Annotated in this window: 23 protein-coding genes; 11 read left to right on the top strand and 12 right to left on the bottom strand. The window is 71.5% G+C overall.

Annotation, left to right across the window (positions count from 1 at the left end):
• Positions 1-28 precede the first annotated feature (28 nt).
• Positions 29-2,785: a pyruvate dehydrogenase (acetyl-transferring), homodimeric type gene (gene aceE / locus ABGB12_RS14215; protein ID WP_347677877.1), complete on the bottom strand. Its 2,757-nt coding sequence runs from the start codon at positions 2,783-2,785 to the stop codon at positions 29-31.
• Positions 2,786-3,024: 239 nt separating this feature from the next.
• Here aceE and ABGB12_RS14210 point away from each other — a divergent pair, with 239 nt between their 5' ends.
• The 4 genes from ABGB12_RS14210 (at position 3,025) to ABGB12_RS14195 (ending at position 6,249) form a co-directional block, all read left to right on the top strand.
• Positions 3,025-3,432 (top strand): YjbQ family protein, encoded by a 408-nt coding sequence (locus ABGB12_RS14210; protein WP_347677875.1) that lies wholly within the window; start codon positions 3,025-3,027, stop codon positions 3,430-3,432.
• A 149-nt stretch (positions 3,433-3,581) separates the two neighbouring features.
• Positions 3,582-4,010 (top strand): DUF3052 domain-containing protein, encoded by a 429-nt coding sequence (locus ABGB12_RS14205; RefSeq protein WP_347677873.1) that lies wholly within the window; start codon positions 3,582-3,584, stop codon positions 4,008-4,010.
• A 90-nt stretch (positions 4,011-4,100) separates the two neighbouring features.
• Entirely contained in the window at positions 4,101-4,562 is a 462-nt protein-coding gene (locus ABGB12_RS14200) for a peroxiredoxin (protein WP_347677871.1), read from the top strand.
• A 139-nt stretch (positions 4,563-4,701) separates the two neighbouring features.
• Positions 4,702-6,249, top strand: coding sequence for a VWA domain-containing protein (locus tag ABGB12_RS14195; RefSeq protein ID WP_347677869.1), 1,548 nt, complete (start codon positions 4,702-4,704; stop codon positions 6,247-6,249).
• Positions 6,250-6,316: 67 nt separating this feature from the next.
• Here ABGB12_RS14195 and ABGB12_RS14190 read toward each other — a convergent pair whose 3' ends face one another.
• Both ABGB12_RS14190 and ABGB12_RS14185 read right to left on the bottom strand, forming a co-directional pair.
• On the bottom strand, positions 6,317-6,811 hold the full coding sequence (locus tag ABGB12_RS14190) for a DUF3145 domain-containing protein (protein WP_347677867.1): 495 nt from the start codon (positions 6,809-6,811) through the stop codon (positions 6,317-6,319).
• A 184-nt stretch (positions 6,812-6,995) separates the two neighbouring features.
• The gene (locus ABGB12_RS14185; protein WP_347677865.1) at positions 6,996-8,024 is read right to left on the bottom strand and encodes an adenosine deaminase; all 1,029 of its coding nucleotides are present in this window, start codon (positions 8,022-8,024) and stop codon (positions 6,996-6,998) included.
• A gap of 86 nt (positions 8,025-8,110) precedes the next feature.
• Here ABGB12_RS14185 and ABGB12_RS14180 point away from each other — a divergent pair, with 86 nt between their 5' ends.
• From ABGB12_RS14180 to ABGB12_RS14165, 4 genes are all read left to right on the top strand, one after another.
• A complete protein-coding gene (locus ABGB12_RS14180) occupies positions 8,111-9,199 on the top strand; it encodes a S8/S53 family peptidase (RefSeq protein WP_347677863.1) in 1,089 nt (362 codons plus the stop codon).
• Positions 9,200-9,282: 83 nt separating this feature from the next.
• Positions 9,283-9,822 (top strand): sigma-70 family RNA polymerase sigma factor, encoded by a 540-nt coding sequence (locus ABGB12_RS14175; RefSeq protein ID WP_347677861.1) that lies wholly within the window; start codon positions 9,283-9,285, stop codon positions 9,820-9,822.
• 10 nt (positions 9,823-9,832) lie between these two features.
• Positions 9,833-10,261 carry a hypothetical protein gene (locus tag ABGB12_RS14170; RefSeq protein WP_347677859.1) on the top strand — a complete coding sequence of 143 codons (429 nt, stop codon included), beginning with the start codon at positions 9,833-9,835 and terminating at the stop codon, positions 10,259-10,261.
• Positions 10,258-12,471, top strand: a complete 2,214-nt coding sequence (locus ABGB12_RS14165) for a CHAT domain-containing protein (RefSeq protein ID WP_347677857.1) — start codon at positions 10,258-10,260, stop codon at positions 12,469-12,471. The genes ABGB12_RS14170 and ABGB12_RS14165 overlap by 4 nt, the downstream gene beginning before the upstream one ends.
• A 35-nt stretch (positions 12,472-12,506) precedes the next feature.
• On the opposite strand, the gene ABGB12_RS14160 is transcribed toward ABGB12_RS14165, so the two are convergent.
• The 4 genes from ABGB12_RS14160 to ABGB12_RS14145 all read right to left on the bottom strand — a co-directional run bounded on the left by ABGB12_RS14160 (position 12,507) and on the right by ABGB12_RS14145 (position 17,634).
• Complete coding sequence (locus tag ABGB12_RS14160) at positions 12,507-13,334, bottom strand: sulfurtransferase (protein WP_347677855.1); 828 nt, start codon at positions 13,332-13,334, stop codon at positions 12,507-12,509.
• Positions 13,335-13,387: 53 nt separating this feature from the next.
• Positions 13,388-14,503, bottom strand: coding sequence for a nucleotide pyrophosphatase/phosphodiesterase family protein (locus tag ABGB12_RS14155; RefSeq protein WP_347677853.1), 1,116 nt, complete (start codon positions 14,501-14,503; stop codon positions 13,388-13,390).
• Positions 14,500-15,084 carry a DUF5998 family protein gene (locus ABGB12_RS14150; protein ID WP_347677851.1) on the bottom strand — a complete coding sequence of 195 codons (585 nt, stop codon included), beginning with the start codon at positions 15,082-15,084 and terminating at the stop codon, positions 14,500-14,502. The genes ABGB12_RS14155 and ABGB12_RS14150 overlap by 4 nt, the downstream gene beginning before the upstream one ends.
• Positions 15,085-15,183: 99 nt before the next feature.
• Positions 15,184-17,634, bottom strand: coding sequence for a GNAT family N-acetyltransferase (locus ABGB12_RS14145; protein WP_347677849.1), 2,451 nt, complete (start codon positions 17,632-17,634; stop codon positions 15,184-15,186).
• Between the two features lie 183 nt (positions 17,635-17,817).
• On the opposite strand from ABGB12_RS14145, the gene ABGB12_RS14140 reads away from it, so the two are divergent.
• The 3 genes from ABGB12_RS14140 (at position 17,818) to ABGB12_RS14130 (ending at position 20,298) form a co-directional block, all read left to right on the top strand.
• Positions 17,818-18,711 carry a sugar kinase gene (locus ABGB12_RS14140; protein WP_347677847.1) on the top strand — a complete coding sequence of 298 codons (894 nt, stop codon included), beginning with the start codon at positions 17,818-17,820 and terminating at the stop codon, positions 18,709-18,711.
• Between the two features lie 109 nt (positions 18,712-18,820).
• Positions 18,821-19,147, top strand: coding sequence for a hypothetical protein (locus ABGB12_RS14135; RefSeq protein WP_347677845.1), 327 nt, complete (start codon positions 18,821-18,823; stop codon positions 19,145-19,147).
• Positions 19,147-20,298, top strand: a complete 1,152-nt coding sequence (locus ABGB12_RS14130) for a DUF6745 domain-containing protein (protein ID WP_347677843.1) — start codon at positions 19,147-19,149, stop codon at positions 20,296-20,298. The genes ABGB12_RS14135 and ABGB12_RS14130 overlap by 1 nt, the downstream gene beginning before the upstream one ends.
• A 178-nt stretch (positions 20,299-20,476) precedes the next feature.
• On the opposite strand, the gene ABGB12_RS14125 is transcribed toward ABGB12_RS14130, so the two are convergent.
• The 5 genes from ABGB12_RS14125 to ABGB12_RS14105 all read right to left on the bottom strand — a co-directional run bounded on the left by ABGB12_RS14125 (position 20,477) and on the right by ABGB12_RS14105 (position 25,521).
• Positions 20,477-21,316 carry an STM4011 family radical SAM protein gene (locus ABGB12_RS14125; RefSeq protein WP_347677841.1) on the bottom strand — a complete coding sequence of 280 codons (840 nt, stop codon included), beginning with the start codon at positions 21,314-21,316 and terminating at the stop codon, positions 20,477-20,479.
• Positions 21,317-21,425: 109 nt separating this feature from the next.
• Positions 21,426-22,721, bottom strand: a complete 1,296-nt coding sequence (locus tag ABGB12_RS14120) for an STM4012 family radical SAM protein (RefSeq protein WP_347677839.1) — start codon at positions 22,719-22,721, stop codon at positions 21,426-21,428.
• Complete coding sequence (locus ABGB12_RS14115) at positions 22,718-23,485, bottom strand: STM4013/SEN3800 family hydrolase (protein ID WP_347677837.1); 768 nt, start codon at positions 23,483-23,485, stop codon at positions 22,718-22,720. Before ABGB12_RS14115 ends, ABGB12_RS14120 begins: the two co-directional genes overlap by 4 nt.
• Before the next feature lie 30 nt (positions 23,486-23,515).
• Positions 23,516-24,574 carry an STM4014 family protein gene (locus ABGB12_RS14110; RefSeq protein WP_347677835.1) on the bottom strand — a complete coding sequence of 353 codons (1,059 nt, stop codon included), beginning with the start codon at positions 24,572-24,574 and terminating at the stop codon, positions 23,516-23,518.
• Positions 24,575-24,591: 17 nt separating this feature from the next.
• Entirely contained in the window at positions 24,592-25,521 is a 930-nt protein-coding gene (locus ABGB12_RS14105) for an STM4015 family protein (RefSeq protein WP_347677833.1), read from the bottom strand.
• Between the last annotated feature and the right edge of the window lie 138 nt (positions 25,522-25,659).

Genomic DNA, 25,659 nt, shown 5'->3' with positions numbered 1-25,659 from the left:
CCCCTTCGCCGTTCATGCCGCGGGGCCTCTAGGCGGCTCCGCCGGACTCCTCCGGGGCGTTCGCGCCGGAGACGGCGGCCACGCCCTGGTCGAGGCCGTAGCGGGTGACGGCCTGCTGCAGCACCTCGTGCTTCAGGTCTCCCCGCTTCACCAGGCGGGTGAGGACCGCCAGCACGATGGACTGGGTGTCCACATGGAAGAAGCGGCGGGCCGCGGCGCGGGTGTCGGAGAAGCCGAACCCGTCGGTGCCCAGCGAGGTGTAGTCACCCGGCACCCACGGCGCGATCTGGTCCTGCACCGCGCGCATGAAGTCGCTGACCGCCACGATCGGCCCCTGGACGTCGGCGAGACGGCGCGTCACGTACGGGACCGTCTGCTCCTTCTCCGGGTTGAGCATGTTGAAGGTGTCGCAGTTCATGGCCTCCCGGCGCAGCTCCGTCCAGGAGGTCGCCGACCAGACGTCGGCCGACACGCCCCACTCCTCGGCCAGGATCCGCTGGGCCTCCAGCGCCCAGCGGCCGGCCACGCCGGAGGCGAGGATCTGGGCGCGCGGGGCGTCCTCCTCCAGGACGGGCCCGTCGGCGAACTTGTAGAGCCCCTTCAGCAGGCCCTTGACGTCCAGGTCCGCCGGCTCGGCGGGCTGGAGATAGGGCTCGTTGTAGACGGTCAGGTAGTAGAAGACGTCCTCGGAGTCGGGCCCGTACATCCGGCGCAGGGCGTCCTTGACGATGTGCGAGAGCTCGAAGGCCCACGACGCGTCGTAGGCCACGCACGCCGGGTTGGTGGAGGCCAGCAGCAGGGAGTGGCCGTCGGCGTGCTGCAGGCCCTCACCGGTGAGGGTGGTGCGGCCCGCGGTGGCCCCGAGCAGGAAGCCCCGGCCCATCTGGTCGCCCATCGCCCACATCTGGTCGCCGGTCCGCTGGAACCCGAACATCGAGTAGAAGATGTAGATCGGGATCATGTGCTCGCCGTGCGTGGCGTACGCGGTGCCCGCGGCGAGCGCCGAGGCCATGGAGCCGGCCTCGGTGATGCCCTCGTGCAGGATCTGACCCTGCTCGGACTCGTTGTAGCTGAGCATGAGCTTGCGGTCGGCCGACTCGTACGTCTGCCCGTGCGGCGAGTAGATCTTCGCCGTCGGGAACATGGCGTCCATGCCGAAGGTGCGGGCCTCGTCGGGGACGATCGGCACGAAGCGCTGGCCGATCTCCTTGTCCTTCATCAGGTCCTTGAGCAGCCGCACGAAGGCCATGGTGGTGGCGACCTTCTGCTTGCCCGAGCCCTTCTGGAGCTCCTTGTAGACCTCGTCTCCGGGCAGCTTGAGCGCCTTGGCCCGGGTGACGCGCCTGGGCAGGAAGCCGCCGAGGGCGGCCCTGCGCTCCCGCATGTACTGGATCTCCTCGGAGTCCTCGCCCGGGTGGTAGTAGGGCGGGAGGTCGGCCTCCAGGGCCGAGTCGGGGATCTCCAGGAAGAGCCGGTCGCGGAACTCCTTGAGCTCGTTCTTGGTGAGCTTCTTCATCTGGTGGCTGGACATGCGGGCCTCGAAGTCCGGCCCGAGCGTCCAGCCCTTGATGGTGTGGGCCAGGATCACGGTCGGCTGGCCGGTGTGCTCGCGGGCCGCCTTGAAGGCCGCGTACAGCTTGCGGTAGTCGTGGCCGCCGCGGGAGAGCTTGGTGAGGTCGTCGTCGCCGAGGTGCTCGACGATCTTGCGCAGCCGGGGGTCGTCGCCGAAGAAGTTCTCGCGGATGTAGGAGCCCGGCTCGACGGAGAAGGTCTGCATCTGGCCGTCGGGCATGGTGTTCATCTTGTTGACCAGCACGCCGTCGACGTCCTTGGCCAGCAGCGGGTCCCAGTCGCGGCCCCAGATCACCTTGATCACGTTCCAGCCGGCGCCGCGGAAGAACGACTCCAGCTCCTGGATGATCTTTCCGTTGCCGCGTACCGGGCCGTCGAGCCGCTGCAGGTTGCAGTTGATCACGAAGGTGAGGTTGTCGAGTTCCTCGCGCGCGGCCAGGCCGATCGCGCCGAGCGACTCGGGCTCGTCCATCTCGCCGTCGCCCAGGAACGCCCACACGTGGGAGCGCGAGGTGTCCTTGATCTCACGGGACAGCAGATAGCGGTTGAACCGTGCCTGGTAGATCGAGTCGATGGCCGCCAGGCCCATCGAAACGGTGGGGAACTCCCAGAAGTCCGGCATGAGCCGGGGGTGGGGGTAGGACGACAGGCCGCCGCCGGGGTGGGAGACCTCCTGGCGGAAGCCGTTCAGCTGCGCCTCGGACAGCCGGCCCTCCAGGAAGGCGCGGGCGTAGATGCCGGGGGCGGCGTGGCCCTGGATGAAGACCTGGTCGCCGGACTCCCCGTGGTCCTTGCCGCGGAAGAAGTGGTTGAAGCCCACCTCGTACAGCGACGCGGCCGAGGCGTAGGTGGCGAGGTGGCCGCCGACGCTGAGCTCCGGACGGTTGGCGCGGGAGACCATGATCGCCGCGTTCCACCGGATGTAGGCGCGGATGCGGCGCTCGATGTGCTCGTCGCCGGGGAACCAGGGCTCCCTCTCCGGCGGGATCGTGTTGATGTAGTCGGTGCTTCGCAGGCCGGGTACTCCGACCTGCTGCTCGCGGGCTCGTTCCAGCAGGCGGAGCATCACGTAGCGGGCCCTGGTACGGCCCTCGGTCTTGATGACCGTGTCCAGTGATTCGAGCCATTCCCGGGTTTCGTCGGGGTTGATGTCCGGGAGCTGGCTCGGCAGGCCGTCGCTAATGATCGAGAAGCGTTGGCGTCCGGAAGGCACTGGGGTCCCCTTGTCACGCGCGGATTTCATCGACTGTTTGTCGATGCTCGTTCTCCATCCTGCTCCCTGCCGGGCCCACTCGCATCTCTACTGCTGAGTAACAAACCGCAGGTCACAGCGGTGTTGTGCGTGGTTGACAACACCCTCGGGCATCGGCAAATTCCCGCCCAGCGGGCCTCAAGGAACTCCAGGCCCGACCCGGCGGCGGCCCGGTGGTCCAGACCTGTGATGATCGTCTCATGAAGAGCACGGTGATCCCCGTCTCCACGGGCCGCGAGGAGACCATTGTCGATCTCACCCCGCGCTGCGCCGACTTCGTCGCCGGGGAGGGCGACGGACTGCTGCACGTCTTCGTCCCCCACGCCACCGCGGGAGTGGCGATCATCGAACTCGGCGCGGGCAGCGACCGGGACCTCCTGAACGCGCTGCGCGACCTGCTCCCGGCCGACGACCGCTGGGCCCACGCGCACGGATCACGCGGACACGGGCGCTCCCACGTGCTTCCGGCGTTCATCCCGCCCTATGCTTCGGTGCCCGTCCTGGAAGGGCGGCTCGCCCTCGGCACCTGGCAGTCGATCGCCTTGGTGGACCTGAACCTCGACAATCCCGACAGACAGGTGCGGTTGTCCTTCCTGCGGGGAACGTGAACAGCAGATGAGGCATCCGCGGACCATGCGGATGGGGCATGGCACTTGCGCAGGGGGCCGTCCTTTGTGTGGACTGTCCCGCAATACCTTGGGGTACGCCGGAAAGACAGTACGGTGCATTCCATGAAGACGACACAGGGAGGACGTCAGTGAGCGCGACCGCGGGTCAGGCGCAGACGGAGCGCGGCCTGGCCGAACGGCTCGGTTTCAAAGCGGGCCAGGTGGTGCAGGAGCTCGGCTGGGACGAGGACGTGGCCGAAGAGCTGCGGGTCTCGATCGAGACGGTCACCGGCAACGAGCTGGTCGACGAGGACTACGACGAAGTCGTGGACGTCGTGCTGCTGTGGTGGCGGGAGGATGACGGGGACCTGGTCGACGGCCTGGTCGACGCCCTCACCTCGCTGGCCGGCGGCGGGCACATCTGGCTGCTGACCCCCAAGGCCGGCCGCGAGGGGCATGTGGAGCCGAGTGACATCGGCGAGGCCGCTCCGACCGCGGGGCTCTCCCAGACGAGCAGCGTCAGCGCGGCGCCCGAGTGGTCGGGCACCAGGCTGGTCGCTCCCAAGGGCCGCAAATAACCGGGGGCGGGCGGCACGCCGGACCGTGCCCCGCCGGGTGGCAGACTGGGACGTCCGAGGTTTCCAGGCTCCTCCGAAAGGGAATGAGACATGGCCGTTGAGGTCGGCGACAAGGCCCCTGACTTCGAACTGAAGGACCAGCACGGCACGCCCGTCAAGCTGTCGGACTTCGCGGGGAAGAAGGACGTCGTCCTGGTCTTCTACCCGCTGGCCTTCAGCGGGATCTGCACCGGGGAGCTGTGCGCGATCCGTGACGAACTCCCCACCCTCGGTGGGGACGACGTCCAGGTCCTGGCGGTCTCGGTCGACTCCGTCTTCGCCCTGCGGGCGTGGACGGACCAGGAGAAGTACCAGTTCCCGCTGCTCTCGGACTTCTGGCCGCACGGCGGCGTCGCCCAGTCCTACGGGGTCTTCGACGCCGACAAGGGCCTGGCCCGGCGCGGCACCTTCATCATCGACAAGGCGGGCGTCGTCCGCTGGAAGGTCGACAACGCCATTCCCGAGGCGCGCGACCTCGACGCCTACCGCAAGGCGCTCTCCGAGCTGTCCTGAAACCCTTGCAGGCCGGGCCCTCCGGGGCCCGGCCTCTTCTTTTTCCGGCTATCTTCTCGTCATCCGGCGTTTCCCACCCTTCACCGGAAGATCACCGTTTGTTCTCCTCCTCCGGGAGGATCCGGGGCGTCTGACGGGCATGAGAAGAGTGCTCACCACAGCCCTGGCCGCCCTCCTGCTGGCCGGCGGCTGTTCCCTCACCGGGGACTCGGACGGAACCGGGCTGCGGGTCCTGGCAGGCAGCGAACTGGCGGATCTCGCGCCGATCCTGAAGGAGGCGCGCGAGGAGACCGGCGTGTCCGTCGACATCGACTACGCGGGCACCCTGGACGGAGTCGAGCGGGTGGCCTCCGGCGACGCGGCCGCGTCCCACGACGCGGTCTGGTTCTCCTCCAACCGGTACCTGGAACTGCACCCGAGCGTGAAGATCGGCACCGCCACGCCGATCATGTCCTCACCGGTGGTGCTGGGCGTGCGGCCCGAAGCCGCCCGGCGGCTCGGCTGGGACTCGACCCGCCCGACCTGGAAGCAGATCGCCGAGGCCGCCGCCCGGCGCGACTTCACCTACGGCATGTCCGACCCGGCCTCGTCCAACTCGGGCTTCTCCGCGCTGGTCGGGGTGGCGATCGCGCTCAACGGCGGCAGCGACCTCGACCCCGCCGGGATCGAGGCGATCTCCGGGGACCTCCGGAAGTTCTTCTCCACCCAGCTGCTCACCGCCGGCTCCTCCGGCTGGCTGTCGGAGGCCTTCGCCCGCAACGGCGCCGAGGTCGACGGGCTGGTGAACTACGAGTCGGTGCTGAGGTCGCTCAACACCTCCGGGCAGCTCGCCGAGCCGCTCACCCTCGTCTACCCCTCCGACGGGGTGGCGACCGCCGACTACCCGCTCACCCTGCTGGGGACCGCCTCCCCGAAGGCGCGGGAGAGCCACGGCAAGCTCACCGCATACCTGCTGAAGCCCGAGGTCCAGCGGCGGATCGCCGAGCTCACCCACCGCCGCCCGGTGGCCTCCGGAGTCGGCGGCGACGGACCCTCCGACCTGAAGGAACTGCCTTTCCCCGGCTCGCTGGACACGGTCGACCGGCTCGTCGCGGCGTTCTTCGACCGGCTGCGCCGGCCGTCCCGCACGGTCTACGTGCTGGACGTGTCGGGCTCCATGCGCGGCAACCGCCTGGAGGACCTGAAGGGCGCGCTGGTCGCGCTGACCGGCGCCGACGAGAGCCTCCAGCGCTTCCACAACCGCGAGGAGGTCACGCTTCTGCCGTTCAGCACCAAGCCGCAGGACCCTCGGCGGTTCACGGTGCCCGACGACGAGCCCAAGCCCGTCCTGCAGCAGATCCAGCAGTTCTCCGAGGGGCTGAGGGCGGGCGGCGGCACCGCGATCTACGACAGCCTCGCCAAGGCCTACGACGTGATGAAGCAGCAGACGGCGGACGACCCCGACCGGTTCACCTCGATCGTCCTGATGACGGACGGGGAGAACACCCAGGGACTGGACTACTCCGGCTTCGAGGCGCGCTACCGGAAGGGGCCGGCCGTCCCCGGCGTGCCGGTCTTCCCCGTTCTGTTCGGCGAGGCCGAGGAGAAGGAGATGAAAGACCTCGCCTCGCTCACCGGAGGCCGTGCGTTCGACGCGCGCAAGCAGTCCCTGGAGGCGGTCTTCAAGGAGATTCGCGGATACCAATAGCCGGTACGACGGCACTTCGCCCTCCGGGTCCTCCCCGGAGGGCGAAGTGCCGTTCGGACGGCTCCGCTCACACCGCCGCGTGCAGCCAGCGCACCGGCGCGCCGTCACCGGCCCGCCGGAAGGGCTCGAGCTCGTGGTCCCAGGGCGTGCCCAGCAACCTGTCGAGCTCGTGCTCCAAGGTGGTCTTGCCCGAGGCCGCGTTGGCCATCACGTGCCGCAGCCTGTCCTCGGGGATCATGATGTCGCCGTTGGCGCCGATCGTGGCGGAGAACACACCCAGGGACGGGGTGAAGCAGTAGCGGATGCCGTCCGCGCCGGGCGAGGCCTCCTCGGTGACCTCGAACCTCGCCAGTTTCCAGGCACGCAAAGAAGAGGTGATGGCAGCGGCGATGCCGGGCTTGCCCTCCCAGCACAATTCAGCCCGCTGGCTGCCGGGAGCAGCGGGCTGATCGGTCCACACCAGCTTGACGGGTACGCCAAGCACACCCGCGGCCGCCCACTCGATATGCGGGCACAGCGCAGGTGGCGCGGAGTGGACGTAGAACACACCACGTACGGTCACTCGGTCCTCCTGGTAGTGCTGGTCGAGGCGCGTCTTCCCCTACGGCCTCGTTAGCCCCTCAGTCGGCCCGTGCGTCCCTCATTGTGCCCGATGGGCACCGGCCACACCAGCGTGATTGACGAACAGAAACGTCCTGGCAACAATGCGCGACCTGTCCGTCTCTTCGTCGACTCCACGGTCGTGCTCATGAAACGAAAGCATTCCCCCCGAGGTATCCGTCTATCTCCGCGGCCAGGCGGCCTTTACCCGCGTCGTCCATGAATGATGCACGAACGGCGTTCTTCGCAAGTTCCCCGATCCCCTTCTCATCCAGACCGAGCAGCCGCGCGGCGACGAGATATTCGCGGTTGAGGTCGGTGCCGAACATCGGCGGATCGTCACTGTTGACGGTGACCGGAACCCCGGCCTCGACCAGACGCGGGAGCGGGTGCTCCGCCAGAGCGGCGACCGCGCGGGTCGCGAGATTGGAGGTCGGGCAGACCTCCAGCGTGATCCCGTGCTCGGCGAGGTACTCCATCAGCCGAGGGTCCCGCACGGACTGAATGCCGTGCCCGATGCGCTCGGCGCCCAGTTCGCGGATCGCGTCCCAGACCGTCTGCGGGCCCGTCGTCTCGCCCGCGTGCGGCACACTGTGCAGCCCTGCGGCGCGCGCCTCGTCGAAGAACGGTTTGAACATCGGACGCGGCCAGCCGACCTCGGGCCCGCCGAGCCCGAAGCTCACCAGCCCGTCGGGCGCCTGGTCGACGGCGATCCGCACCGTCCGCTCCCCCGCCGGCAGCCCGGCCTCGCTCGGGATGTCGAAACACCAGCGCAGCACGACGCCCAGATCGCGTTCGGCGCTGTGGCGCGCGTCCTCCAGCGCCTCGACGAACGCCTCGTCGGGGACGCCCTTGAGCAGCGTGAAGTAGGGCGTGACCGTCAGCTCGGCGTACCGGATGTTCTGCCGCGCCATGTCCTCGGCGATGCCGTAGGTGAGCATCCGCACGTCCTCGGCGTCGCGGACCAGGTCGACGACCGAGACGTAGACCTCGATGAAGTGTGCGAAGTCACGGAAGTCGAAGTACTCGGCGAGCAGCGCGGGATCCGCGGGGACCGCGGTGCTGCCCTCGTGCCGCGCCGCGAGCTCGGCCACGACCCTCGGGGAGGCCGAGCCCACATGGTGGACGTGCAGTTCGGCCTTCGGCATTCCGGCGATGAAATCCTCAAGCGACACCCTGTTCCCCCTTGGTCATGGCCAAGATCTTATGTGTTCGGCGCGACCCGCGATCGGGCCTGTGGACGGACCCGCACACTGGGCCCATGTTCGATCGAGGTGCCCGGCTGCAGAGGCTGATGGCACGCCACCGGGACGCCCTGCTCGTCGAGCCGGGGACGCTGCTCAGGCGCGACCAGCTGCTGGTCGCCGACCAGGACCTGCCGCACGTCGAGGAACTGCTGCGGCACTGGTGGCGTTCCCGGGAGGCCGGACCCGGCGTGACGAGGCTGAGGCTGGCCCCGTCCGCGGACGTCGACGTGTGCGAGGCGAGCCTGCTGGCGCGCGCCCGCGGGCTGAGCGTCGGCCCCAACCACCTGGTGTACGGGCAGCCGATGTGGTGGGCGGGGCCCGCCGACCGGCCCCGGCCCGCCCGGCCCGTCCCGCTGCCGAGGTCCGGGCCCGTGCGGCGGGAGGTGACGGTCGCGGTCCTGGACACGGGGCTCGACCCGCACCCCTGGTACGCCGCCGCCGACTGGTTCGCCGACCAGCGCGGCGGCGTCGGGGAGATGCTGGACGCCGACCTCGACCACGCGCTCGACGCGCAGGCCGGACACGGGACGTTCGTCGCAGGGGTGGTGCTGCGGTACGCGCCGTCCGCCCGGATCCTGGCGCGGCGGGTCATCGGCGGGGACGGCGTCGGGGACGAACTCACCCTCATCCGCGCGCTGCGAGGTCTGGGCCGGGTGGATCTGGTGAACCTCTCTCTCGGCTGCCACACCTTCGACGACCGTCCTTCCCCGCTGGTGGAGCAGGCCGTCGACGCGCTCGGCCCGGACACTGTCGTGGTGGCCTGCGCGGGCAACACCGCCGCGGACCGTCCGTTCTGGCCCGCGGCGCTACCGCGCGTCATCGCGGTGGCGGCGCTGGACGGGGACAGACGCGCCTGGTTCAGCAACCACGGGCCGTGGGTGGACGCCTGTGCCCCGGGGGTCGCGGTCCACAGCAGTTTCGTGCGGTTCGGCGAGTTCGACGGCTACGCCCTGTGGTCGGGCACCTCGTTCGCCGCTCCCGCCGTCACGGGGGCGATCGCGGCGCGCGCCGCGGCGGGAGAGACGAACACCGAGGCCGCCTCGACGGTGCTGGCGTCGGGTCCGGCCCGTCCCGGACTGGGAACGATCATCGCGATCGGATAACTCTGAGCGATTCAACCCTTACTTTACGTGAGCGATCCTCTAGCGTCTCCGCGAGCGGCACGCGGGCACGGGAGGGGCGCGAAGTGAGAAGTGAGGTCGATGTCACCGCCGGGGAACTGGTGGTGCGTGCCAGGGAAGGAGACGCCTCGGCCTGGAACACGCTCGTCGCGCGGTACACGCCGATGCTCTGGTCCATCGCGCGTTCCCGCGGCCTGGACGGGCCCACGGCGGAGGACGCCGTCCAGGCGACCTGGCTGCGGCTGGTCCAGCGGATCGACACCCTCTGGGAGCCCGAGAGCGTGGGCGGCTGGCTGGCCACCGTCTGCCGCAACGAGTGCCATGCCCTCTTCGGCACGTCCTTCGCCGCTCCGCGGCCACGCCGGCCCCAGGACGACGTCGACCCCGCCCCCGGCCCCGAGTCCCGGTCGATCGACCGGGACCGGCTGGAGCGGTTGGCCGCGGCCCTGCGGGCGATGCCCGAACGGTGCCGCACGATGCTGCGGATGCTCGCCGTGTCCGCCACCTACACCGAGGTCTCGGCCGCGCTGGACCTGCCCGTGGGCAGCGTCGGCCCGATCCGGGCCCGATGTCTGAGACGTTTGCGGGGTTCCCTCGATGAATGAGGCGAATGAAGTGGATGAACTGCTGCATGAACTGCGGCGTGCGTTCGAGCTGCTCGATCCGCCGCCACCGGCGTTGTTCGAGGCCGCGCGGGCCGCGTTCGCCTTCCGTGACCCGGACGCCTCCCTGGCCGAGCTGACCCGCGAGGCCACCCCCGCCGGAGCGGGGCTGCGCGGCTCGTCCCGGCTGCTCACCTTCACCGGCGACGACGTCACGGTGGAGCTCCAGGTCTCCCCCGCCGGGCCCGTCCGGGTGCTCACCGGACGGCTGTTCCCGGCACGGCCCGCCACCCTGCGCGTCCGCCACAGCCGGGGCGAGACCCGCATCCGCGTGGACGACAGCGGGCACTTCGTCGCCGGGGACATCCCCTCCGGGCAGGTGATGCTGCACTTCACCCTGCCCGACGCCACCACCGTCGTCACCAGCTGGAGCCGTCTGTGATCGACACCCTGCTCGCCGCCGCGCTGGCCGACAAGGAGGCCGGCGAGCTGGCCCGCGGCCTGGCATCCCTGGACCGGGCGCTCGAACTGAGCCGGGACGACGCGCACGGCACGGCCCGGGTCCGGGCCACCATGATCCCCCTGCTCACCGCCCAGGGCCGGACGGGGCAGGCGCTGCGGCTGGCCGCCCTGGCCGAACCCCACCTGGACGGCCCCGACCTGGAACGACTGCGAATCAACCGCAGTTACGCCCAGGCCAGCCGGGGATCGCTGGAGAAGCCCGCGCCGCCCCGGCGAGGGGATCCGGCGGCCCGCGTCGGACGGCTGATCGCCAACGGACTCACCCACGCCTACGCCGGACGGTTCGAGGCCGCCGACAGCGCCCTGCACGCGGCGGCCGCCCTCGCGGCCCGGTGCGGTCCGCGCGTTCTGGAGTTGATGGTCCGCAACAATCAGGCGTTCCTGGCCGCCCGCCGGGGCGACCTTCCATGGGCGCTGGGCCTCTTCGCCGAGATCGAGCCGGAGCTGGCCGGGGAGCGGATCACCCAGTGCCGGCTGGACCGGGCCGAGGCCCTGCTCTCCGCCGGGCTTCCCGGGGAGGCCAGGGAGCTGCTGGAGGCGGCGGTCCCGGCCGCCGTGGCCTCCGGTTTCGCCGCGGACGCCGCCAACGCGGTCTATCTGCGCTCCCTGGCGGAGCTGGCCTGCGGTGACACCCGTGCCGCCGCCGAGTCGGCCCGCCGCGCCCGGCTGGACTTCGCCGCGCAGGACCGTCCGGGCTGGGTGCTCAAGGCCGAGCACGCCCTGGTGCGCGCCCGCGCGGCGGGCGGCGACCGCTCGCCCTCGCTGCTGTCCTCGGCGCGCCGTACGGCCGAGGAGCTGGAGCGGCTCGGCTGGCCCGAACCCGCCGCCCGCACCCGGCTCGCCGCCGCCCTGGCCTTCCCCGACCAGGCGCGGGAGCTGCTGCCGCGCCCGTCGGCCCGCACCCCCGCCTCCCTGCGCCTGGCCCTGGACCTGGCCACCGCCCAGGTCCGCGCCGTCCAGGGCGAGCGGTCCGCCGCCCTGCGTTCGGTCCGCGCCGCGCTGCACACGGCCGACCGGCTCACCCGAGACCATCTGTCCCTGGAACTGCGCGCCCACACCGCCCGTGCCTGCCGGGAGCTGATGGCCCTGGCCGCCGATCTGACGCGCGCTCCCCGCGAACTGCTGGCCTTCGAGGAGCTGCGCCGCCGGATCCTGAGTCCCCCGCCCCCCGCGCGGACGCCCGCGGGGGCTCTCGAGGGCGAGCGGGAGCGGCGCGAACTGGCCAGAACGGCGTCCCTGTCCGAGCCCCGGGCGCACATCACGATGCCCGACCTGCTGTCGGCCCTGGACGAGACGGTGCTCGTGGAACTCGTCCGGGCGGGCGACGACCTCATCGCGATCATCGCCCGGGACGGCCGCTGCCGACGGCTCGAGCTGGGGTCTTATACGGAGGCGGTCAGGGAGGCGCGGATCCTGCGCTTCTCCCTGACCCGGGCGATGCTGGACGGAAGCCCGCCCGCGCCGGAGCCGGCGCGCGCCCGTTTCGCCGAGGTCCTGGCCCTGGCGTCGGACCGGGAACTGGTCCTCGCCCCGGCCGGGGACCTCTACGGGATGCCGTGGGCGGCCCTCACCGACGTCCCGTTCACCGTCGTGCCCTCGGCGACGGCCTGGCTGACGGCCCAGCGGCGCCGCCCGGTCCACGGCCACGCCGCCCTGATCCACGGGCCCGGCCTCGCCCACGCCCGCCAGGAGATCGACGCCCTGGCCGAGCTGTACCCCGACGCCAGGACGGGGACGTCGGCCGGGCTCCTGGCCGGTGCGCGGACGGCACACCTCGCCGCCCACGGGACCTTCAGGGAGGACGACCCGCTGCTGTCCGCGATCACCCTGGAGGCCGGGCCTCTGTCGGGCTACGACCTCGGCACGCTGGCCCCGCCGCCCGAACTGGTCGTCCTGTCCGCCTGCGACACGGGCCAGGGGCACGATCTGCTGGGGCTGCCGGGCGTCCTGCTCTCGCTGGGCGTGCGCACGGTGATCGCCTCGGTCACCCCGCTGCCGGACGCGCCCGCGCCCGACCTCATGCTGGAACTGCACCGCCTGCTGGCCGATGGCGTGGCGCCCGCCACCGCCGTGGCGGCGCTTCCCCGGGACGCCACGACCCTCGGCCTGCAGTGCTTCGGCGCGGGCTGAGCGCCCGCGGGCGGGGAACGGGACCGGTGGCGGGCTCAGAACCCGGTGGCCACCGGGTTCATCGAATCGGCGACCCAGTTCGACCAGGAACCGACGTACAGGGCCGCCGGGACACCCGCCAGGGTCAGGGCCAGGACCTCGTGGGCCGCCGTGACGCCCGAGCCGCAGTACACGCCCACCTCGGCGGCGTCGGTGGCTCCCAGGGCCGCGAACCGCTCGCGGAGTACCCCGCCGGGTAGAAAACGCCCGTCCACCCCGACGTTCCCCCAGGTGGGGGCGTTCACCGCGCCCGGGATGTGGCCCGCCACCGGATCCATGGGCTCCACCTCGCCCCGGTACCGTTCGGGGGCCCGGGCGTCCAGCAGGACACCGGACTTGGCCAGGGCCGCGGCGCCCTCGGCGTCCAGGACGGGCAGTCCTCCGGGTCTGGCCGTGAAGTCGCCGGGCGCCGCGCTCGGCTCCTCGTCGGTGAGGGGCAGGCCCGCGGCCGTCCAGGCGCGCAGGCCGCCGTCCAGGACCCGGACCCGCTCGTGGCCGAAGTAGCGCAGGCACCACCAGGCGCGGCCCGCGGCGGTGGCGTCGGCGTCGTCGTACACCACGACCATGGAGTCGGAGCGCACGCCGGCCCCGCGCATCGCCTCCTCGAACGCCTCAGGTGAGGGCAGCGGATGGCGTCCCGACGGGCCGGGCTCGCCGGCCAGCTCCCGGTCGAGGTCGACGAACACCGCGCCGGGCAGGTGCCCGGCCCGGTAGGACTCGATCCCGGGAGGACCGGTGAGCCGCCAGCGCACGTCGAGGATCACGAGGTCGTCGGTCTCGCGGGCGGTGCGGGCCAGGGTCGGCGCGTCGATGAGAGGATGCACCCCGCCAGTCTGACCGCCGGGGTTCCCTGCGGGGAGGGGCTGGTGTCCCGGATTCACCGTGTCATCTCCAGCAGCGGCACCAGTTGCTCCTCGGGCACCAACGACCCGTGCATGCCCACCATGAGCGCCTCGATCGGGTGCTCCCGGCTCGCGATCACCGCCAGGTCGCCGTACGGGACCGCGATCACGTCGCCGATGCGGGGCAGCAGCGCCGGGTCGACCCCGCCGAAGCAGCCCTCCTCGATCGCCTGCTCCCTGGTCATGATCCACGCCTTGCCGTCCAGGACCTCGCTCCAGCAGGCGAGCACGTCCCCGGCGGCGCCGGGCTCGGTGTAGACGTGCCGGGCCCTGGGCTCGCCGCCGAGCAGGGCGACGCCCTCGCGCAGCTCGGTGCGGGTGTCGGCGTCGACCTTGTCGGCCGGGTTGCTCATGCCGTGGTCGGCCGTGACGTACAGGGCCGTCCCGGGCGGGAGGATCTCGGCGATGCGCTCGGCCAGCAGGTCGACGAACCGCAGCTGGTACCGCCAGGCCTTGGAGCCCGACCCGAACATGTGGCCGGTCGTGTCGAGGTCGGAGTGGTAGACGGTCACATGGGCGCGCTCGCCCTCCCTGAGCGCCTCCTCGGCGCGGGCCACGAGCTGCCCCATGCTGTCGGCCGGGACGTACCGGGCGCCCCGGGTGATCGCCTGGTTGAACCCGGTGCCCATGTAGGCGCCGGAGGCCAGGTAGCTGGAGGCCACTCCCGCGGCCTCGGCACGGGAGTAGACCGTCTCCCGGGACTGGAAGGCCTGCGGGTCGGTGCGCCCGTCGTCCCAGCGCAGGCAGTTGAGCAGGCGGCCCTCGCCGGGGACCGAGACCAGGGTGCCGAGCATGCCGTGGGCACCCGGCGGCAGCCCCGTCGCCAGCGAGCTGAGGCTGGTGACGGTGGTGGCCGGGAAGCCCGCGGTGAGCGGCCGGCCCGCCAGCGAGCTGAGGAACGGGGCGTCCCCCGGGTGCTCGCGCAGCAGTTCCCAGCCCATGCCGTCGATCAGCAGGACGCAGGCCCGGGGCAGCTCGGGCAGCCCCAGGACGTTGGCCCCGCCGGGCACGCCCAGCGAGGCCAGGACGGAGGCCGACAGATCGGCGAGGGCCGCCTCGCCGTACCGCGGCGCGGGGACCACGCCGCTCATGCCGTGGTCATCGCCGAGAGCGCGCGGGCGAAGGCCAGGACCTGGGTGACGGCCTCGCCCCCGTCCGCGGCCTCGCTGACCCGCAGCGACAGGTCGTCGGCGGTGACCGCCCCGGTGTACCCGTGGTCGGCGTCGCAGTTCTCGTCGCCGCAGCCCGCGGGCTCCAGGTCGATCCGGGAGTTCACGCCCCAGGCCAGGGTCAGCACGACCTCGGTGGGCGGATTGCCTGACACGTACTTCTCCGGCCGGGGCACCACCCGGGTGACCGCGACCGAGCTGATCCGGTCCAGCCGGACCGCCTCCGTGGTGGTGGAGCAGTGCGGCTGGGGCACCAGATCGCTCGGTGGGTGTTCGTCGGTGTGGCAGAACAACAACCGGGTGGGTGACAGGACCAGGACGGTCACATGCCGCCGCACCTCCATGCCCGGATCGAACGCCGCTTCGTGGTGGACGACGTAGGCCAGCACCTCCTCCGCGCCGAGCGCGGACTCGACGGCGTCGGCGACCAGTTCCGGGTAGTAGCCGCTGCGTTCGATGGCCGTACGCAGCGCCTGGTCGCTCTTCGCTCGGGTTTCCCTCATTCCCCCATCCTGCCCTGTCCCCGGCGCCCGGCGCACCCCGGGAGGGATCGCCTGTGGAGAGTTTTCGCGCTTTCAGCGCGTTTCCCGGGACTCAGACCCTCACAGCCTCCTCGGCTCCAGCTCCGGCCGGTACCCGACGGGCGCGGCCAGGGTCAGCCGGGCGTCCGTGACGGTCACGCCGGTGGCGTCGGCCATCACCGGGTCCAGCTCCAGCCGGGCGGCCTCGGGCAGGTCGGAGGCGAGCAGCGACACCCGGATCAGCAGCTCCTCCAGGGCGGGCAGCGCGATCGGCTCCGAACCCCGGTGGCCGAACAGGAGGGGGGCCATCCGGATGGCGCGGACCATGTCGGCGGCCTCCAGATCGGTGAGCGGCGCGAGCCGGTAGGCGCGGTCGTCGAGCAGCTCTGCGGCCACATCCGCCAGGCGGAAGGAGATCACTCCGCCGAAGGACGTGTCCTCCTGGGTGGCGATGTGCAGGGCCAGTCCGTCGCGGGAGCCCCCGACCTTCACGCCGTAGCAGGAGAGGAGCTCGGCTGCGTCCCCTTGCGCGCCGTCCCGCATCCACTCGGCGACCAGGTCCTTGGCGCGCTCGCGGTCCAGCCCGTCCAGCTCGGGGGTCCGGCCGCGGGGGCGGCGGCGCCAGGACGCGTACCGGGTGGCGTAGGCCAGGGCGCGCATGGCGTCCTCGGGACCGAGGTAGGACGGGACGGAGCCCGGGCCCGGCCCGCCGTCGGGGGTGGGGGTGCGCAGCGCGCGCGGCATGCCCTTGGCGCCCAGGTAGTTGGCCAGGACCGGTTTCTCCGCTCCCCCGGCCAGCCGGACGATCACCTCGGCCACCGGGTCGATGTCCCGTCCGTGGCCGAGGACGAGTTCGGCGCCGCCGATGACGGGAGGGGTGTAGAGGACGGCCACCGAGTCCGTCGACGGGTCGGCGAGGGCCTCGGTGATGGCGCGCTCGTATTCCTGCGCCCCGGCGAAGGGGCCGAGGCTGGCCGAGGCGCGTACCACCAGGCCGAGCGAGGCCGCGGCGTCCTGGGCCAGCAGGCCCAGCGAGTCGGCGTTGTGGATGATCGCGACCCTGTTGCCGGGCGGCAGCGGCTGGTAGGCCAGCAGTTGGGCGACGTCGAACAGCTCCGACAGGTTCTCCACCCGCAGCACGCCGGCCTGTTCGAACAGGGAGCTGACGGCGTGGTCGGGCAGCTGGATCCGGCGGACGGCGTGGCCGAGCGGGACGCCCTGCAGGGTTCGGCCGGTCTTCACCGCGACGATCGGCTTGATCCGCGACAGCCTCCGGGACAGGCGGGTGAACTTGCGGGGGTTGCCGATGGACTCCAGGTGGAGCATGACGGCGTTGGTGGACGGGTCCTCCTCCCAGTACTGCAGGAGGTCGTTGCCCGACACGTCCGCCCTGTTGCCGGCCGAGACGAACGTCGACAGGCCGAGGCCGCGCTCGGCGGTGCGCTGCAGGATCGCGATGCCCAGCGCGCCGGACTGGGAGAAGAAGCCGACGGGGCCGCGTCCGGGCATCACCGGCGCGAGGGTGGCGTTGAGCCGGACGTCCGGGTCGGTGTTGGCGATGCCCAGGCAGTTGGGGCCCACGACCCGCATGCCGTTGGCCCTGGCCAGCCGGACGAGTTCCTGCTGGCGTTCGCGGCCTTCCTGCCCGGTCTCGGCGAAGCCGGAGGAGACGACGATGAGCCCGTGCACGCCCTTGGCGGCGCACTGGTCGAGCACCTCTTTGACCTTGGCCGCGGGGACCGCCACCACCGCCAGGTCCACCTCGTCGGGGATGTCGAGGACCTGGGCGTAGGCGCGGACTCCCGCGACGGCCTTGGCGGTGGGGTGCACCGGGTAGACCGGGCCGGTGAAGTCGCCGCCGAGCAGGTTGCGCAGGACCGTCTGGCCGACGCTGTGCGAGACCCTGCTTGCGCCGATCACCGCCACCGAGCCGGGGAACAGCAGCCGTTCGATCGAGCGCGACTCGGCCCGGTGCTCGCGGGCCGCCATGACCTCGCGGGAGGTCTCGGTGGGGGAGAGGTCCAGGGTGAGCTGGATGATGCCGTCCTCGAAACGCTGCTTGGCCGCGTATCCGGCGTCCCGGAAGACCTTGGTCATCTTGCGGTTGTCCGGCAGGACGTTGGCGACGAACCGCTCCACTCCCCGCTCGCGGGCGGCGGCGGCGATGTGCTCCAGCATGACGGATCCGACACCGCGCCCCTGGTGAGCGTCTTCGATAAGGAAGGCTACTTCCGCCTCGTCCGAGACATTTGTACGGTCATAGCGAACGATGCCCACCATTTGATTGCCAATGGTGGCGATCAAGGCGACACGATCGGAATAATCAACGGTCGTGAAATGTTGAATCTCCCGCTCGCTCAGCCGGGGGCGGGGCGAGAAGAACCGGTAGTAGATCGACTCCGCGGAGACCCGCGTGTAGAAAGCGCGCAGGAGTTCGGCGTCCTGCTCGCGGATCGGACGCAGGTGGGCGGTCCCGCCGTCGGCGAGGACGACGTCGGCCTCCCAGTGGTCGGGGTAAGGATGATCGGTCACGCCCTCGAGCGTAAGCGACATCCGAATGATGGTCACGGGAGGGTCACAGCACCCTCCCGCCCCGTCCGTTACCTGTTTCGCTGCGAGTTCGAGACCAAATCCGAGGGTTGAAGCTGTTACGGTCGACGGCACGCCCAGGCAGAATGGTGCGGACCAGTCAGGTACGAGCGAGGTGACAACGTCATGACACGCGTGGTCGTGGTCGGCGATCTGATGACCGACGCCGTGGCCCGCGCCGCGTACCCCCTGGCCAAGGGGAGCGACACCCCGGCCAGCGTGACGATGCACGGCGGGGGGTCGGGGGCCAACGTGGCGGCCTGGCTCGCCGTCGAGGGGGTCGCGGTCGCGTTCGTGGGCCGGCGCGGTTCGGACGTCACGGGCCGCAACCGGGACATGGAACTGATGGGGTACGGCATCGAGGCCCGCCTCGTCATGGACCCCGAGCGCGCCACCGGGACCTGTGTGGTCCTGGTCACACACAAGGGCGACCGGACCATGATGTCCGACCCCGGCGCCAACGCCGCGCTGCTGCCCGAGGACATCCCCGCGGACCTCTTCACCGCCGGGACGCACCTGCACCTGTCGGGGTACTCGCTGCTGAACGAGGGCTCCCGCAACGCCGCGCTGCACGCGATGCGCATGGCACGGGGCGCGGGCATGTCGATCTCCGTGGACGGCGGCTCGTCCTCACCTCTCAAGCGGGCCGGCGCCGAGCCGTTCTTCGAGTGGACCCAGGGCGCCAAGCTGCTCATCGTCAGCGCCAGCGAGGCCGAGGCGCTCACCGGCCGGGAGGAGCCCGAACTCGCCGCCAAGGTGCTGACCGCCTGGTACCCCCAGGTCGTCATCAAGATGGGCGAAGACGGCGCGCTCTGGTACACCAACGGCCGCCCGGAACCGATCATCGTCCCGGCCGAGCCGGTCACCAAGGTCGTGGACGGCACCGGCGCGGGCGACGCGTTCGCCGCCGGCTTCCTGCCGGCCTGGCTGGACGGCAAGCCGCCCGCCGAGGCGCTCGCCGCGGGCTGCCGCCTGGCGGCCAAGGCCGTCGGCCATCTCGGAGCCCGTCCGGCGCTCTGACGTCCCCCGCTCGGATCTGAAAAGGCGAGGCCCCGTGCCTCGCCTTTTCGCCCTGGCTCCCGGCCGCCGGGAGCCTCTTTCTGTCAGTGGCCTCCGCTACGTTCGGATCATGTTCCGACAGGGAGACATCCTCATCCAGCCGGTCGCCGAGGAGGCCGTACCCGCCTCGACGCGCACCCTGCCGCCCGCACCCCGTGACGGCCGCGGCCGCATGGTCCTGGCCCTGGGAGAGGCCACCGGCCACGCCCACGCCGTACGCGCCCCAGGCTCCCTGCACCGCTCCGGCCATCCCTTCGTGCCCGACTACCTGCACCTGCCGTCGGGCGGCCGCCTCGTCCACGAGGAGCACGCGGCCATCACGCTCCCCACCGGCTGGTACCGCGTCATCCGCCAGCGCGAGTACATTCCCGGAGCCGTCCGAGTGGTCGCCGACTGATGCCGTTCACCGCCCTCCCCGCCGACCGCCCCCGTGCCGAGGCCGGAGTCCGCGCCGCCTACACCGCCGCCGGACTCACCCCACCCGCCCGTTTCCTCTGGGTCTCCTCCCCCGCCGCCGGAGCCCTGCTGTCGGTCCTCCTCCGGCCCGACCGCTCCGCCCTCCGCGTCGTCCTGCTGGCCGCCCCCTCCCTCCGCTCACTGCTGCCCGCCGAGCCTTCCGCGCTCCTCGGGCCGGCGAGCGCCACTTCCTCCGGCGGGCCTGGCCAGGATGCGCCGAGATCCATGGAGTCCTGGCTCTCCTGGCTGTCGGAGACCACGGCCGGGGCGAGCGTGCGCGAATCGGTGCGAACCTCACCGTGGGAGCGGGAACGGGCAGCCGCCCACGCCGAACTGGGCCCCCGCGGCTGGGCCGAGGCCTGGTCCCGTACCGGGGCGTTCACCTGGGACCGGGTGAACGAGCTGGTCACCCGGCTCAGACGGGCCATCGGGGCCCTGGGAGATCCGGAGGACCCGCACGGCCCGCTGCTGCGCGCCGCGACACTCGACGCGGTACTCGGCCAGCACGACGCCCCCTGGCTGGAGCTGTTCGCCTCCCTGGGCCGCTCGCAGCCCCTGCACGGCCTGGCCGAAGTGGCCGCCTCCGCGGGCTGGTGGTGGCCCTACGAGAACCTCGTGATCCTCAGCGAGCGCCCCGCCGAACTCCACCGCGACGAGCCCGGCCGCCTGCACAACGGCGCCGGCCCCGCCCTGGCCTACCCCGACGGCTTCGCCCTGCACGCCTGGCGCGGCATGCCCATCCCCCCGGGCTTCCTGGAAACTCTCTCCGGCCTGACCGCCCACCGGATCCTCGACGAGGAGAACGCCGAACTCCGCCGCGTCATGCTGGAGCACTTCGGCTACGACGACTACCTCAGAGAGGTCGGCGCTCGCCCTCTCCACAAGGACGAGACGGGAGTCCTGTGGCGCATCGACCTCCCCGGCGACGAACCCGTCGTCATGGTCGAAGTCATCAACTCCACCCCCGAACCCGACGGCACCTACCGCACCTACTACCTTCGCGTCCCGCCCCACATCTCCACCGCCCGCGCCGGTGTCGCCTGGACCTTCGGCCTCACCGAGGACGAGTACCGGCCGGTCAAGGAGACCTGATCTCCGGCACGGCAGCGGCCCCGGCGGCCGTCGACGGCCTCGCCCGACCGCTTCCATGGTCGACCGGATGGCCGCCGGAGTGAACCGTGCCCTGTGTCTCGTGCCCGGCAGATCGCAAACCCCGCCGGCCGTCCCTCCCAGAAGGATCGGGAACCCGAGACGGTCGGCGGGACACGGGTCAGAACAGGGTGGGGATGCGTTCCAGGACGCCGTCGGCGAAGACGTCGTAGAGGCGCAGCGGCTCGAAATGGACGTAGCCGATATGGCAGTCGCACCAGGCGTTGGGGCAGGCGGGCGGTTCGGGGGCCGGCCGGAAGGTGCCGTCGTAGAGGTTGCCCAGCGGGGTCTTGGCGAAGTGGCAGCGCGTCACGGTGCCGTCCCCATCGACGGAGACCACGTCATGGCCGGTGCGGCAGGGCAGCCCGAGGGTGCGGTGCGGATGGCGGCTGTAGGAGAACAACGGGTCCAGAGCCGCCCACTCGGCCGCCTCCGCGTCGGTGTAGACCCGGCCCTCCGCCGCGTTGACCCACAGGTAGACCGAGGACGACAGTTCCTCCCTCAGCCGCCGGGCATGGGGCAGGTGCTCCGGCAGGCCGACGATGCCCACGCTGTGCCGTACGCCCCTCTCCGCCAGCTCGCGCGACCTGGCGAGGAACCTCTCGTGCGTGACCTGACCCGGATGGAAGGTCGTCCACAACGCCAGCTTCGCCAGATCAGCCCGCTCCGTCCAGGCCGTCCGGCCGCTGAGATTGGTCTGGATGGCCGCTTTCCGCACCTGGGGCATCCGGCTCAGCTCCACCAGCGCCTCCCGGTACCAGGAGCGCACCAGCCCCTCTCCCCAGGGCGTGAACAGCACGGAGATCTCCCGCTCCTGAGCCGCCACCCAGGAGGTGAACCGCTCGAGCGCCGCCCGGTCCGCCCGCAGCTGCTCGGGATTGTCGCGACGCTTGGCGAACGGGCAGTACGGGCAGTCGTAGTCACAGCTGGCCAGCGGCCCTCGATACAGCAGCGTCAGCATCCGACCGCCTCGCCGCGACTCGTCGTGGCTCTTTCGGGGGTGAGCAGAGGATCGTCATATCCGTCGGCCTTAACAAAGTAAGGACGAAGGAGGCGCGGCGGCAGGGGCATCAGCGGGCCTCATAGGTGTCCATGAGGGCGCGGACCTCGGGCGAGAAAAGGGCCGGACCCAGGGCGTCGGAATACGCCAGGCCCTCGGGCGTGAGGGTGAGGGCGTCAGAGGTCTCCTCCAGCCAGCCGCGGGCGGCGAAGGGGGAGAGATCGAAGTCGGAGAGGACATCGGTGCCGAAGCGGACACGGTAGGCGCGGCGGTCCAGCCCCTCGGCCTGGAGGAGGGACTGGAGGAGATGCCGGCGGCGGCGCTCGCCGTCGGTCATGGTGAAACCGACACGGGCACGGGTGAAGTCCTCGGTACGGACGTAGTCGTCGATGATGGCCCGCACCTCGGTCGCGTGGACCGCGTACTCGAAGGAGTAGTGGAGGCCCGCGGTGTAGGAGCGGGCGCCGCACCCCAGCCCGACCATCCCGTCCTCCTGACAGGAGTGCTCGCCGCCCCCCGCCCCCGAGCCGGGAAGCCGGAACATCCGCATCGAGACCTGCTCGTAGCCCTGAGCCAGCAGATGGTCCCGCCCCAGCCGGTAGAGCCGCGACCGCTGGTCGTCCCAGTCCCCCTCCCGGCGCCCCAGCCCCGTCAGCGGCCGGACGTACAGGGGGTACAGGTAGAGCTCCTCGGGCTTCCACTCCAGCGCCCGGTCGATCGACCTGAGCCAGGACTCGGCCGTCTGCCCGTCGATCCCGTAGATGAGATCGAGGTTCAACGTGGAGAACCCGACGTCCCGGATGGTGTCGAGCGCTCTGACCACCTCCTCGGTCTTCTGCGGCCGCACCGCCGCCCGGGCCTCGTCCTCCACGAAACTCTGCACCCCGATCGAGACCCGGCTCGTCCCGTACTCCCGCAGCACCTCCAGCCTGTCGCGGGTCGCCGTCCCGGGCGACGTCTCCACCCCCAACGGCACAGGCGGCGCCCCCTCCAGGGGTCGGGAGGAGAGGAGACGGACGGTGAGCTCGCAGAGGCGGGTCAGCTCGGAGGCGGTGAGGTAGGTGGGAGTGCCGCCGCCGAAGGCGGCCTGGGAGAAGCGGGCTCGGGGGCCCAGGGCGTCCGACACGGCTTCGGCCTGGCGTTCCAGGGCGTCCAGATAGGCGGTGGTGAGCTCCCCGGGAGCACCGGTGCGGGTGAAGAGGTTGCAGAAACCGCAGCGGATCTCGCAGAAGGGGATGTGGAGGTAGAGGAACAGGCGGGACTTGTCCTCATGACGCCAGACGTCCCGGAGGGCGGGTGCGGGGTCCAGGGGGCGGTAGGCGGTCTTGTGGGGGTAGGAGTAGACGTACCCCTGGTAGGGCTTCATTCGATCACGAACTCCGCGTAGGGCACGGTCCAGACGACCCGATGGCCGAGGCGGTGGCCGGTGTGGCCGTCCTCCCCGTAGGCGGTGCCGTGGTCCGAGCAGACGATGACGAAGGTGGGGCGGCGCAGGGCGGCGAAGAGCCTGCCGATACGCGAGTCGACGTATTCCAGGGCCGCCGCGTGGGTCTCCAGGGTGTCGCCGGACGCTCCGGGGAGATAGTGGTGGTTGGGCTGGTGCAGGGCCGAGACGTTCAGCAGCAGGAACAGCCGCTGCTCCGTCCGCCCGAGGACCTCCACGGCGCGGTCTGTCTGGTGGTCCAGGCTGTCCGGGCAGGTCACCCCGAATTCGGGCTCCCAGTGCGCCTCGGCGAACATGCCCGGCAGCACCGCTCCGAGGGCCGTCTGCCGGTTGAAGAAGCCCACCCCGCCGATGCACGCGGTGTGGTATCCGGCCTGAGCCAGCCCCGCGGGCAGATCCGGCGCGTCATACGTCCAGGTGGACGGGCTCGTCGTCTCGCTTCCGGGAAAGGCCGAGGCGAACAGCCGCGGATGCGGCCCGGGAACGGCCGGCGTAGGAAGGAACCCGGCGAGCATCGCCAGATGCGAGGAGAAGGTGAAGTTTCCCGGCGCGTGCCGCTCCTCCCAGGTGAACCGGCTCGAGAACTCGGGCGTCCGCCCTGCCTCGGCCGAGTGCACCGCCACGTCATAACGCAACGTGTCCAGAGTCACCAGCACGATGTCGTGCGTACCGACGACCTCATTCATGTCCCGCACGGAACACCCCCGCTTCCCGTCTCACCGACGTCCCGCCATCGCGTCCGGCCGGGGATCGGCCAGAGCGGACCGGAGCTGGGCGGAGTAGGTGTCCAGGCCTTCGGCTCTGGTGCCGGGCAGACCCGTCAGGCCCGGCAGGAGATCACCGAAGGCGTTGACCTCGCCGACGGCCAGGCGGCGCCAGCCCAGGCCGACCAGAAGATCGACGCCGACCATGAGGCTGCGGGGGAAGCAGGCCGCGGCGCGGGCGCACACCGACATCGCCTCGTCCCAGTCGATCCGGCTCCGGACGGCTTGCAGGTCGCCTCTGCGGCCGCCCAGGTGGAGGTTGGTCATCGGGGCGGTGCCGGTGCGGACCACGGCGTGGGCGGGCTCGCCGTCGATCACGACGACCCGCAGGTCGAGCAGGCGGCCGTCCAGGGCCGCCTTGGGGAACCACTGCTCGACGTGCAGGCCGTCGGGTGCGAGGGCGTCGATCAGGCGGGCGACCTCGTGTTCGGACGTGTAGGCGCGGACGCGCAGGGAGTTGCGCCAGCCGTCGCCGTCGGGGACCGCCGAGCTCACCGCCTTGACGCGGCCGGGCGCCGTCTGCAACGCGACCACACCCGAGGCCGACGATCCGTGCGCGGGCTTCACGAAGACCCGGCGGACACCCCGCTCGGCCATCCGCTCGCGAAGCTCCCGGTAGCCGCCGACCGGGCCGAGCGCGGCGGGGACCGGGACCTCGGCCGCCTGCAACCGCGCGTGGCAGGCCCTCTTGTCGAACATGACGGCGATGTCGTCGACGTCATTGATCGAGGGGAACGTCCGGAGCCGGCCCAGGCCTCGGAGCAGCGTGCGGTACCAGCGGGCGCCTCCGCCGACCCGCGTCGGATCTCCAGGCCCGCGCATCAGGGCGTCGACCGCGGCATCCTCACCGGGCGAGTCGATCCGCAGCAGCCCGTCCACCTCCAGGGGAACGCCGCCCAGCACGTCCGTCCAGGGCAGGAGCCGGGGCCGGGGCACGCCGAAAGCGGCGCAGGCGGCGGCGAACGCCTCGACCCGGCGGTCCCCCGGCGTCCCGACGACCGTGAAGCCCATGCTCGTCCTCTCCCGCCCTATTCGCCCACGGCCACGTAGCGCCAGTCGTCCGTCTGCAGTTCGCCGAGGTCGACCTCGACGCCCGGGAGCGCCGCGCGGATCCGCTCGGTCATCTCCGCGGACAGGTAGTGGTGGTGCAGGTCGAGCCGCTTCAGGTGGCCGAGTGGCTGGCCGGACAGGAGCGCTTCGGCGCCCTCGTCGGTCAGGACGCCCATCGACAGGCTGAGGGACTCCAGCCGCGCCACGACGGGCGCGCCCGCGACGGCCGCGGCGATCTCGTCCTGGTTCTCGGCGTTCTGGAGCCCGAGGTGCCGCAGCTCCGGGAACCTCTCCCCGCTCAGCAGGGGGCCGAGGTCAGCGACGGTGGTGTCGCCGCCGTACTCCTCCACTCCGAGCCACAATTCCAGCGACCGCAGCGCGGGCAGGTCGGACCCGCCGAGCGCTCGCGCCACCGCGCCGGGCAGGCCGCCCGTCTCCAGCTTCAGCTCGCGCAGCACGGGGTTGCTGATCGGTGACAACTCCATCCCGCTGCCGCCCCTGATGACGACCGTCTCCAGGCCGGGGAAGGCGGTGAACAGCGGGGTGACGTCCCCCTGCTCGATCCAGGAGATCTCCGTCTCCTCCTGCAGCCACTCGCCGAAGAACAACGCCTTCAGAGCCGGGAACCGCTCCGCCGCACCGGTCAGCAGCTCCAGCACCCGAACGGCCGGCACCTCGTAGGTGGCGCCCCAGTTACCCACGATCAGCGCGGTCACGGACGAGGCGTCGACGGCTTCGAGGAACCGGGAGAACAGTTCCTGGAAGGGAGCGAACTCCTCGATGAAGTCGTCGAGCCGCACCCGCCAGGCGACTTCGGACGGCCCGGGCAGGCCGGTCGTCTCGGTCTCCGGGGTGAAGTCGAACACGGGAAGTCCCCCGAAGGCTTCCACGTACTCGTAGTGGGACATCTTCGTCCTCTCGCTGGTCGTTCTCGATGCTCCGCTGTGGTGTGACCGTCCTATCACCACAGGCCGACAACCCGAGAGTCGTCCACAGCCCCTACCGGGAGTCCGCTCCTCCACAGCCCGCCCCGAACCGGACCGGGA

Source organism: Actinocorallia sp. B10E7 (assembly GCF_039871655.1).
Taxonomy (GTDB): Bacteria; Actinomycetota; Actinomycetes; order Streptosporangiales; family Streptosporangiaceae; genus Actinocorallia.
The sequence above is the reverse complement of the archived record's forward strand: the minus strand, read 5'-3'. Positions and strand labels throughout refer to the sequence as shown.

Excerpts from the sequence above, each read along its gene's own strand:
- ABGB12_RS14210 (WP_347677875.1), top strand. The coding sequence starts at position 3,025 with ATGAAGAGCACGGTGATCCCCGTCTCCACGGGCCGCGAGGAGACCATT.
- ABGB12_RS14200 (WP_347677871.1), top strand. The coding sequence starts at position 4,101 with ATGGCCGTTGAGGTCGGCGACAAGGCCCCTGACTTCGAACTGAAGGAC.
- ABGB12_RS14195 (WP_347677869.1), top strand. The coding sequence starts at position 4,702 with ATGAGAAGAGTGCTCACCACAGCCCTGGCCGCCCTCCTGCTGGCCGGC.
- ABGB12_RS14180 (WP_347677863.1), top strand. The coding sequence starts at position 8,111 with ATGTTCGATCGAGGTGCCCGGCTGCAGAGGCTGATGGCACGCCACCGG.
- ABGB12_RS14155 (WP_347677853.1), bottom strand. The coding sequence starts at position 14,503 with ATGAGCGGCGTGGTCCCCGCGCCGCGGTACGGCGAGGCGGCCCTCGCC.
- ABGB12_RS14150 (WP_347677851.1), bottom strand. The coding sequence starts at position 15,084 with ATGAGGGAAACCCGAGCGAAGAGCGACCAGGCGCTGCGTACGGCCATC.
- ABGB12_RS14140 (WP_347677847.1), top strand. The coding sequence starts at position 17,818 with ATGACACGCGTGGTCGTGGTCGGCGATCTGATGACCGACGCCGTGGCC.
- ABGB12_RS14135 (WP_347677845.1), top strand. The coding sequence starts at position 18,821 with ATGTTCCGACAGGGAGACATCCTCATCCAGCCGGTCGCCGAGGAGGCC.
- ABGB12_RS14130 (WP_347677843.1), top strand. The coding sequence starts at position 19,147 with ATGCCGTTCACCGCCCTCCCCGCCGACCGCCCCCGTGCCGAGGCCGGA.
- ABGB12_RS14125 (WP_347677841.1), bottom strand. The coding sequence starts at position 21,316 with ATGCTGACGCTGCTGTATCGAGGGCCGCTGGCCAGCTGTGACTACGAC.
- ABGB12_RS14120 (WP_347677839.1), bottom strand. The coding sequence starts at position 22,721 with ATGAAGCCCTACCAGGGGTACGTCTACTCCTACCCCCACAAGACCGCC.
- ABGB12_RS14115 (WP_347677837.1), bottom strand. The coding sequence starts at position 23,485 with ATGAATGAGGTCGTCGGTACGCACGACATCGTGCTGGTGACTCTGGAC.
- ABGB12_RS14110 (WP_347677835.1), bottom strand. The coding sequence starts at position 24,574 with ATGGGCTTCACGGTCGTCGGGACGCCGGGGGACCGCCGGGTCGAGGCG.
- ABGB12_RS14105 (WP_347677833.1), bottom strand. The coding sequence starts at position 25,521 with ATGTCCCACTACGAGTACGTGGAAGCCTTCGGGGGACTTCCCGTGTTC.